Annotated in this window: 8 protein-coding genes; 3 read left to right on the top strand and 5 right to left on the bottom strand. The window is 70.0% G+C overall.

The window, feature by feature from the left end; genetic code table 11:
- Positions 1-247: 247 nt before the first annotated feature.
- Positions 248-1,366, top strand: coding sequence for a ribosome small subunit-dependent GTPase A (gene rsgA / locus AB0J58_RS15720; protein ID WP_364215599.1), 1,119 nt, complete (start codon positions 248-250; stop codon positions 1,364-1,366).
- Between the two features lie 127 nt (positions 1,367-1,493).
- Here rsgA and AB0J58_RS15715 read toward each other — a convergent pair whose 3' ends face one another.
- The 4 genes from AB0J58_RS15715 to AB0J58_RS15700 form a co-directional block, all read right to left on the bottom strand.
- Positions 1,494-1,808, bottom strand: coding sequence for a WhiB family transcriptional regulator (locus AB0J58_RS15715; RefSeq protein WP_012893126.1), 315 nt, complete (start codon positions 1,806-1,808; stop codon positions 1,494-1,496).
- A 106-nt stretch (positions 1,809-1,914) separates the two neighbouring features.
- Positions 1,915-2,862, bottom strand: coding sequence for a sucrase ferredoxin (locus AB0J58_RS15710; RefSeq protein ID WP_364215596.1), 948 nt, complete (start codon positions 2,860-2,862; stop codon positions 1,915-1,917).
- Positions 2,863-2,999: 137 nt separating this feature from the next.
- A complete protein-coding gene (locus AB0J58_RS15705) occupies positions 3,000-4,502 on the bottom strand; it encodes a glycerol-3-phosphate dehydrogenase/oxidase (protein WP_364215593.1) in 1,503 nt (500 codons plus the stop codon).
- The gene (locus AB0J58_RS15700) at positions 4,499-5,065 is read right to left on the bottom strand and encodes a helix-turn-helix domain-containing protein (RefSeq protein ID WP_364215590.1); all 567 of its coding nucleotides are present in this window, start codon (positions 5,063-5,065) and stop codon (positions 4,499-4,501) included. Before AB0J58_RS15700 ends, AB0J58_RS15705 begins: the two co-directional genes overlap by 4 nt.
- Before the next feature lie 46 nt (positions 5,066-5,111).
- On the opposite strand from AB0J58_RS15700, the gene AB0J58_RS15695 reads away from it, so the two are divergent.
- Positions 5,112-6,695: an FAD-binding oxidoreductase gene (locus tag AB0J58_RS15695; protein WP_364215608.1), complete on the top strand. Its 1,584-nt coding sequence runs from the start codon at positions 5,112-5,114 to the stop codon at positions 6,693-6,695.
- A 79-nt stretch (positions 6,696-6,774) separates the two neighbouring features.
- Here AB0J58_RS15695 and AB0J58_RS15690 read toward each other — a convergent pair whose 3' ends face one another.
- Positions 6,775-7,185 carry a thioesterase family protein gene (locus AB0J58_RS15690; RefSeq protein WP_364153263.1) on the bottom strand — a complete coding sequence of 137 codons (411 nt, stop codon included), beginning with the start codon at positions 7,183-7,185 and terminating at the stop codon, positions 6,775-6,777.
- 244 nt (positions 7,186-7,429) lie between these two features.
- Between AB0J58_RS15690 and AB0J58_RS15685 the strand changes: the two genes are divergently transcribed.
- The gene (locus tag AB0J58_RS15685) at positions 7,430-8,938 is read left to right on the top strand and encodes a metallophosphoesterase (RefSeq protein WP_364215587.1); all 1,509 of its coding nucleotides are present in this window, start codon (positions 7,430-7,432) and stop codon (positions 8,936-8,938) included.
- Positions 8,939-8,963: the final 25 nt, after the last annotated feature.

The following is an 8,963-nucleotide window of genomic DNA, read 5'->3' as shown; positions in this document are numbered from 1 at the left end:
CCGGGACGTCACGCGTCCCGGGGCCCCGACGCGTTCCCGGGCTACGGCCGAAAACGGGTTTGCGCCGGACGGGAGGGGCTGCGCTATGGTTCTCCGGAAGACGTCGTCCGAGAGACGGGCGGTCGTGAGCCACGAGGAGGTGGAGATCATGCGGGTTGTTCTGATGATCATGCCATCCACCAACCTTCGGGTGCCCGCCTAGCCGATTCGTGACGGGGCACCCGACCTTCCAAAAGGGTGTACCACGTTGTCTTCGCCAATCATTTCTTCATCCGCCGCTCTCACCGCGCTCGGCTGGAACGACTTCTTCGCCGCCGAACTCCCTGCCGGTCTGACTCCCGCCCGGGTGTCCCGCGTCGATCGCGGTGCCGCCGAGGTGCTGTCCGCCGTCGGCCATCTCCGGGCCGACTACGGTGCCCGAGTGCGGCGCGAAGCCGCCGCCGATCCCGTGGCACTGCCCTGCGTCGGTGACTGGGTCGGGCTCCGCCGGCTGTCCGAAGGCCGCTTCGAGCTGGAGGCGCTCCTGCCCCGGCGCACCGCGTTCGTGCGCGGCGGTGTCGGCAGGGTCTCCAGGGGCGGGCTCTCAGGTGACTCACAGGGGCAGGTGCTCGCCGCCAACGTCGATGTCGTCTTCGTCGCCGAACCCGCGCTGCACGCCACCGACACCGCCGATCTGGGCAGGATCGAGCGGCTGCTCGCGCTCGCCTGGGAGAGCGGTGGCCGTCCCGTGGTGCTCGTCACCAAGTCCGACCTGATCGGCGAGGGGCTCGACTTCCTGCTGAGGGAGGTGGCCACGGCGGCGCCGGGGGTGGACGTGCACCCGGTCTGCTCGGTCACCGGGGAGGGGGTCGGCATCGTCCGCGAATACCTTCAGGGCACGCGTACCGCGGTGGTGCTCGGTGCCTCCGGCGCGGGCAAGTCCACGCTCGTCAACGCCCTGGCCGGGACGGACGTCATGGAGACCCAGCAGGTCAGGGCCGGCGACGGCCGGGGGCGTCACACCACCGTGCACCGCGAGCTCATCCCGCTGGCGAAAGGCGGACTGATCATCGATACGCCCGGTATCCGCCGCATCGGCCTGTACGACATGGGCGAGGGCGTGGACATGGTCTTCTCCGACCTGGAGGAACTCGCCGAGCGGTGCAGGTTCGGCGATTGCGGCCACGACAGTGAGCCGGGCTGCGCGGTGCTCGCCGCGATCGAGGACGGCACGCTTCCCGAGCGGCGGCTGGAGAGCTGGAACAAGCTCCAGAGGGAGGCCGCCTGGATGGCCTCCAGGAGTGACGCGCGACTCCGCAAGGAACTGCAGAACAAGTGGAAGATCATCCACAAGGAGATGCGGAAGCCGGGCCGCAGTAGGCCGTAAAGGGGAAATGCCCGCCGTGCGGTGGTCTGCTCCAGACGCCGCACGTGCGGGGCCCGACACGACAACGTGTGATCTCGCAGGGGGTGCGCGAGATCACACGTGAGGGGAAGCCGGGTGGAGGTACTGCTCAGGCGACGGCACTGATGCCGGCGCTGGCGGCGCGGCGCATACGACGGCGACGCTCGGAGGCGCGCTCGTCCTCGTTCAGACCGCCCCAGGTGCCGTACTTCTCCGGACGGGACAGCGCGTAGTCCAGGCACTCGGCGCGAACAGGGCACTGGGCGCAGATCGCCTTGGCCTTACGTTCGCGAATGTCACGCTCGGGCTGACGCTCACCGTCGGGACCGAAGAAGAGCACGAGGTCCTCGCCCCGGCACGCGGCGTCATCCTGCCATCCCCAGCTGGGCCGAGGCCGGGCGGTCTGCCGACGTACCTGAGACATGAGAAAACCACCTTATAGTTGAGAGGTATTTCTGGTTGATGCCGCATTTGGACGCTTGTGGCGTCCCTGGATCCAACGCCTGGATTGGCCGTGATGTTCCCTCAAGTCAGGTCAGCGCGGACGTGGCGTACAGCACAGGGGTCAGCCTGTCCAGCGCTACCAGCCGGTAGGTAGTGATCGTATCGGCGCAAGCCGTACCACATGGCGTTGTCAGCGTCATGGGTTCAACCACTACCCGAAAACGAGCGCCGCTACCGCGCACAAATGCCTCGGTGACGGCGCCGTCCGACCTGGAGGATTCCACGGCCACTCCGCCAACCGAGAGTTCACCCGTATGAATGCGGATGAAATGCTCAGCGGCCTGCAGTGGCTCAGGGATGCCTGCGCGTCCCCGGAAACGGTCAAGAATGATCTCGCCGGACCGGTACGCGTCGGCTGCCGCGATCGCAGCAGCCTGAGACATGCTGCCGTAGTAAAGCCCGTGTGGCAAGCACACGAGGTTGGCGGCGTATCGATCGCCGCCAACATGTGATGTTTCCCATACTGTGTCCGGCAATGATTTTGCCAAGGACCGAGCTAGGGGTAGTCCAATGCGGGCGCAGCACGCGTTGCGCTTGGCATGCGTGCAGACCAGAAAAACCGGCTCACTCACAAGTATGCAGGACTCCGGGACCACTCCGGCCACCACGCTGTCAAGGTCAAGATCGTCTGGACCTGCGAAGATGCCTTCGGCGATCCACGGCTCGGCGGCGGTGGAGTCGGCGACCATGACGTGAATGCCGGTTTCCACGGGGTTTCTGCGACCTGGGCGGCGAATCAGCTGGGGCCGGATGCCGAGCCGCGTGGCCCGTTTGATAAGAGTGTGAACGCCCTCAGGAAGTTTGCAGTCCTCGAGGTGGGAGGCCCAGGGGCCGGAGTGTTCGATCAGCAGCCAGAAGCGGGCTCCGACGGTCGCGCTGGCGTGGACGGGCAGTTCGCCGGTATGGCACCCCCGGGGGTGCTCGCATCCCCTGCCCGCCATGTCCGCCATGCTCACGCCGCCGCCCGTGATCACACTCTCTCCTTGCTCCGAGTTAGGCAAGACTAACCTAACGATCGAATCAGGGTGGCGCAGGGGGAAAAAGATCATAGGCGGGTAAAAGTGCGCCAGTGGTGGCAGTGGTGGCAGTGGTGTCAGTGGTGTCAGTGGTGTCAGTAGGCCAGTGCCGCGCGCGCCAGCGGGAGGGCGGCCTCGCGGTCGGAGGGGACGAGGCCGATCCTGGTCCGCCGGTCGAGGAGGTCGTCCACGTCCAGGGCGCCCTCGTGCCTGACCGCCCAGACGAGCTCGGCCCCCGTGACCCCGGTCGGACCGGCCTCGGCCAGCCAGGGCTCGCGGGCCATCAGCGCCCGCACGGCGCCCGCCTCGCTCCCGTACCGCTCCAGGAGCCGGTCCGTGCCCTTACCACCGCCGTCCGGCCGGACGGCCCCGACGAGGGGCAGGCTCGCGGTGCGGCTCCGGCCCGCCCTGAGCCCGCCGAGCGACACGGCCCGGTCGACCGCGTCCTCGGCCATCCGCCGGTACGTGGTCAGCTTGCCGCCCACCACCGTCACCATCCCGTCCGGCGTGGCCAACAGCGCGTGCTTCCTGGACAGGTCGGCGGTGTGGCCGCCGGCGGCGAGCAGCGGCCGCAGCCCCGCGTAGGTGCCCGCGACGTCCTCACGTCGTACCGGCTCCTCGAGCACGGAGTTCAGGACGGCGAGCAGGAAGGTCACGTCATCCTCCGGCGCCTGCGGGACATCCGGGACGGGACCGTCCACCGGCTCGTCGGTGAGGCCGACATAGATCCGTCCGTCGGGCTGGGGGAGCACCAGCGCGAACCGGTTGCTCGCGCCGGGGATCGGAATGTGCAGCCCCGCGGCCAGACCCGGCAGCGTCTCGGGTCGCAGCACCAGATGGGTGCCGCGTGAGGGGCGCATCCGGATGTCCGGGTGAAGCCCGGCGGCCCATACCCCGGTGGCGTTGACCACCGTTCTGGCCCGGATCGTGAAGGTGTCCCCGCCGAGTTCGTCGCGGACCAGCGCGCCCTCGCCGGACACCTCCAGCGCCCGGCAGCGCGTCAGCACCCTCGCCCCCCAGCGAGCGGCGGTCCTGGCCACGGAGACCACCAGGCGGGCGTCGTCGGTCAGCCGCCCGTCCCAGGACAGCAGGGCGCCGCGCAGCCCGCGCGAACCCAGCGGGGAGGCGAGGGCGAGCGCCTGCTCGGCGGAGATGCGCAAGGGGCCGGGAAGGAGGTGGCGGGGCGTGTGCGCCGCGATCCGCAGCCCCTCGCCGAGCCGGTACCCGGTCATCACCAGCGCCGCCTGGCGGCGGGAGACCGCGGGGACCAGCGGCAGCAGGTAGGGCTGCGCCCTGACCAGATGCGGTGCGGTACGCCCGAGCAGGTGACCACGCTCCACAGCGCTCTCGTAGGCCACCCCGACCTGTCCTCTGGCCAGATAGCGGAGCCCGCCATGGATCATCTTGGAACTCCACCTGGAGGTACCGAACGCCAGGTCGTGGGCGTCGATCGCGGCCACGGAGAGACCTCGGGAGGCCGCGTCGAGCGCCGCCCCGGCACCGGTCGCGCCCAGCCCCACCACCAGCACGTCCACCACGAGGTCGCGGACCTCGGCGAGCTCGCGGGCGCGGCGGGCGGCATTGAGAGAGGATTTCACCGTCTTAGGTACCTTTCCAGGAGCGTGGCGAGCTCGGCGTCCAGATCGTCCCTGGTGAGCGGGTTCAGCATGGTGGGGCCGGAGAGCAGGAACGACTGGGCCGTCAGCAGTACGCCCCTGGCCAGCGTCACCGCGTCACCGGGGCGCACGGTGCCGAGGTCCTGTCCCGCGGTGATCGCCGACTCGACGAGGCCCAGCATGGCCTCATGGCTTGAGCCCCGGCGATCCAGCAGGTAGGGCAGGAGCAGCTCGGGGTCGACCTCGACGATCTTCCGCCAGAGCGGATGGTCGCGCAGCGCCCGCACCACCGCCACCGCCGCGGTGACCGGGTCCTCGGTGGCGAACCGGCCGGCGACGCGCACCCACTCGCGGGTCATCAGGTCGGCGACGAGAGTGCGCATGTCGGGCCAGTGGCGGTAGATCGTCATGCGTGACACCCCGGCCCGGCGTGCCACGTCGGTGAGCGTGGCTCGCCGCACTCCCACCGCGAGGACCACCTCGCGGGCGGCATCGAGGATCTGGTCGCCGCTCTCCACGGCCGCGTTGTGACGGATGGACGTCATATGTCACAGTGTAGAGGTGGAAAAACCGACGAGTGCCGCGGAACCCATGCTCTGGTCCGGCTGGGGGGATCCCGCCAAGGCCGCCGACCTGCCGGAACCGATTCGCAAGCTGCTCCACGAGATGCTGGGCGTGCGCCCGCCTCGGGGCCGGGCCGCCGACTTCGGCGAGGTGCGCCTGCCCGCCGTGGCCCTGTCACCGCTGGTTCTCACCGAGTTGCGCGGTGTCGTCGGTGCCGACCACGTGCACTTCGACGACGACGCCCGCATCCGGCACACCCGCGGCAAGTCCACCCCCGACCTGCTGCGCATGCGCGCCGGAGACGGCTCCGACGCGCCCGACGCCGTGGTGCTGCCCGGCTCCCACGACGAGGTGCTGGCGGTGCTGGCGACCTGTGCCGCGCACCGGGTCGCGGTGGTCCCCTTCGGCGGCGGTACCTCCGTGGTCGGCGGCCTGGTCGCGTCCAGGCAGGGCTTCGCCGGTGTCGTCGCGCTGGATCTGGCCCGGCTGAACCGGCTGGTCGCCGTCGACCGCGAGTCGATGGTCGCCGAGATGGAACCGGGGCTGCGCGCCCCGCAGGCCGAGCAGCTTCTGGCTGGGCACGGGCTCACCCTAGGACACTTCCCGCAGTCGTTCGAGTACGCCACGCTGGGCGGTTTCGCCGCCGCCCGCTCCAGCGGCCAGGCCTCGGCCGGCTACGGCCGCTTCGACGACATGGTCGTCGGCATGACCGTGGCGACCCCGCGGGGCACCCTCGACCTGGGCCGGGCGCCCGCCTCGGCCGCCGGGCCCGACCTGCGCCAGGTGATCCTCGGATCGGAGGGGGCCTTCGGCGTGATCACCTCCCTGAGACTCCGCGTCCGACCGGCGCCCGCCGAGCGCGTCTACGAGGGATGGCGGTTCGAGTCGTTCGCGGCGGGCTCGGCCGCGCTGCGGCGCCTGGTCCAGGAGGGCGCCGTGCCCACGGTGCTGCGCCTGTCCGACGAGACCGAGACGATGATCGGGCTGGCCAGGCCGAGTGAGATCGGCGCCCTGTCCGCCGGCGCGGGCTGCCTGGCCATCGCCGGGTACGAGGGCTTCTCGGAGGTGCCCGCCCTGAGGGAACGGGTCGCCGCCGTGGCGTCCGGGCTCGGCGGCGTCTACCTCGGTCCCGACCCCGGCGAGTCGTGGGCCCACGGGCGCTACTCCGCGCCCTACCTGCGCGACTCGCTGCTCGCCGCCGGGGCGACCGTCGAGACGCTGGAGACCGCCGGATTCTGGTCCAACCTGCCCCGCCTGTACGAGGCCGTGCGGCTCTCGCTGCACGCCTCGCTCGGCTCACCGCTGGTGATGTGCCACATCTCCCACGTGTACGGCACCGGCGCCTCTCTCTACTTCACGGTCGTCACGGCGCAGGCCGACGACCCCGTCGGGCAGTGGGAGGCGGCCAAGCGGTCGGTCAACGAGGCGATCGTCACGGCCGGAGGCACCATCTCGCACCACCACGGCGTCGGCCGCGACCACCGGGAGGCCCACGCGGTCGAGATCGGCGACCTGGGTGTGGAGATCCTGCGCGGGATCAAGGACCGGCTCGACCCCGGGGGCATCCTCAGTCCGGGTGTCCTGGTCGCCCCGGAGAAGTCCGTCCCCTGAGGCCCGCTCCTTTGGGACCCGTTTCCGGCGGGTCTCTAGCCTTCCGCCCTCCGCCTTCCGGCGGGGGGCGGGAACGAGGTCAACCGGCGACCACCAGCTTCTCCATGGCCTCGCGGAGCGGCCCGGGGATTCCGGTGGGCCGCCGGGTCTCCCGGTCGACGAATACGTGGACGAAGTGGCCCTCGGCCACGACCGTCTCGCCGTCCGCGCGAAACAGCCCGAGCTCGTAGCGGACGCTGGAACGGCCCAGGTGTCCGATCCGCAGCCCGACCCGGACGGGTTCGGGAAAGGAGACCGACGCCCTGTAGACGCAGTGCGACTCGACGCACAGGCCGATGGCGTCGCCGTCGTGGATGTCCAGACCCGCGCTCCTGATCAGCCAGGTGTTGACCACGGTGTCCATCATCGAGTAGTGGACGGCGTTGTTGACGTGGCCGTAGACGTCGTTGTCCTTCCACCTGGTCGGAACGGTCTCCCAGTAGGCGTACACGGTGGAACTGTATTCCAGAGATCGGCGCGGGGACGATCCGCTCCCCGTGGGGTTCCGGCGGATCCGTGGCGGATCCCGGTGGGAAGGGGGAACCGCCTGATCGTTCCTCACCCGAGACCTGGACGGCGGGCCCGTCCTCATCCGCCTCGGCGATTTCCGGTTCAACCGCTTCGGGTATGGATCGCCCTCCTTTGTTGACGGTGATTCGGGTGCGACTCCTTAAGATCATTGCCAAGATATGGTCATGGTCGATGTCGGACGGGCGGCGCAGCGCGGGCGTGAGGTCTCCTCCCGGGTGTCCAAGGAGGGGGCGGGCTGGTCCTGCACGCGCAGGGGGACCTTCGAGGACCTGCTGCCCAGTCAGGAGCCCTTCTCCTGGCTCGACGTGCGTACGGTCTGGCGCTCCAGGAACGAGGTCCTCGCGGCCCTGTTCGGAGACCCGTCGGGGCAGGTACGGGCGCGCTGGGTGGCGTCCCAGCGGGCCCGGGGCGCCGACCCCTCCTTCCGCATCCCGATGGACGTCGGTCCCGAGTTCTCCTTCCTGGTCCTCGGTGACACCGGGGAGGGCGACTCCTCGCAGTACGCCGTGGTGCCGGGCATGCTAAAGATCGGCGAGGACACCGCCTTCGCGGTCGTCGCCAGTGACGTGATCTATCCCACAGGCTCGGGGAACGAGTACGAGGACAAGTTCTTCCGCCCCTACCAGGACTACCGGGCGCCGATCTACGCGATCCCCGGCAACCACGACTGGTACGACGGGCTCGGCGGCTTCATGCGCGTCTTCTGTGACGCCCCGTCGCTGGAGGCGGAGGGCGAGGGGTTCAAGCTGTCGCCCTCCGGACTGCGCGGCCTGCTCTGGCGCAGGCCCGAGAAGATCGACGAGGCCAGGCTGGCCAGGGCGCGCGAGCGGCGGTCGAAGCCCGAACAGCAGGCCGCGCAGCCGGCTCCCTACTGGGCGATGGAGACCCCCGGGCTGCTCATCGTCGGCGTGGACACCGGGATACGCGGCGACATCGACGCCGAGCAGGCCGGCTGGCTGCGCGAGGTCTCCCGTGACCCCAGGCCCAAGGTGCTGATCACCGGAAAGCCCATCTACACCCGCAACGACTACAAACCGTCGAAGCTGGCCGGGGGCGGCACCATCGACGACATCGTCACCGACCCCGCGCACAGCTACGTCGCGGCGATAGGCGGCGACGTGCACAACTACCAGCGCTTCCCGATCAGGGTCGGGGAGCGGACCATCCAGTACATCGTGGCGGGCGGCTCGGGGGCCTTCATGCACGCCACCCACACCACCCCCAGGGTCACCGTCGGCGGCCTGCACGAGGACGACTACCGGTGCTACCCGCTCCGCGGTGACTCGTTGTCCTTCTACAGCAGGCTCTACAGCGACCGGCTGCGCATGCGATGGCTCTACCTCACGCCGGACGAGAGCACGGCGCTGATGTCCCGGCAGATCGGCAACACCCCGGTACGGGACATCCCGGCCGTGCCGATCACCCGGCGGATGAGATGGGCGGCCCGGATCCTCGGCGGCTGGCCGATGCCGTTCCGGCTTCCGGTCGGCAGGGTGTTCCACCGCTACCTGTCGGAGCTGTCGGACTGGGACATCCCGCCGTTCTTCAAGAGCTTCCTGCACGTCTCGGTGACGCCCGAGGCCTTGCGGATCCGCTGCTTCGCCGCCACCGGCTGCCTGCCGCAGGAGATCGAGCCCCCGCTCGAGGACGAGATCGTCATACCGCTCGTCTGATCCGGCCGGAATGTCGTATCGGCGT

The organism is Streptosporangium sp. NPDC049644 (genome assembly GCF_040675205.1).
GTDB classification, from domain to species: domain Bacteria; phylum Actinomycetota; class Actinomycetes; order Streptosporangiales; family Streptosporangiaceae; genus Streptosporangium; species Streptosporangium fukuiense.
Note: the sequence above shows the minus strand (reverse complement) of the source record. Positions and strands in the feature narration are given on the sequence as shown.

Bases quoted from the DNA above. Each gene is read 5' to 3' on its own strand.
- AB0J58_RS15715 (WP_012893126.1), bottom strand. From the start codon at position 1,808: ATGTCTCAGGTACGTCGGCAGACCGCCCGGCCTCGGCCCAGCTGGGGA.
- AB0J58_RS15700 (WP_364215590.1), bottom strand. From the start codon at position 5,065: ATGACGTCCATCCGTCACAACGCGGCCGTGGAGAGCGGCGACCAGATC.
- AB0J58_RS15695 (WP_364215608.1), top strand. From the start codon at position 5,112: ATGCTCTGGTCCGGCTGGGGGGATCCCGCCAAGGCCGCCGACCTGCCG.
- AB0J58_RS15685 (WP_364215587.1), top strand. From the start codon at position 7,430: ATGGTCGATGTCGGACGGGCGGCGCAGCGCGGGCGTGAGGTCTCCTCC.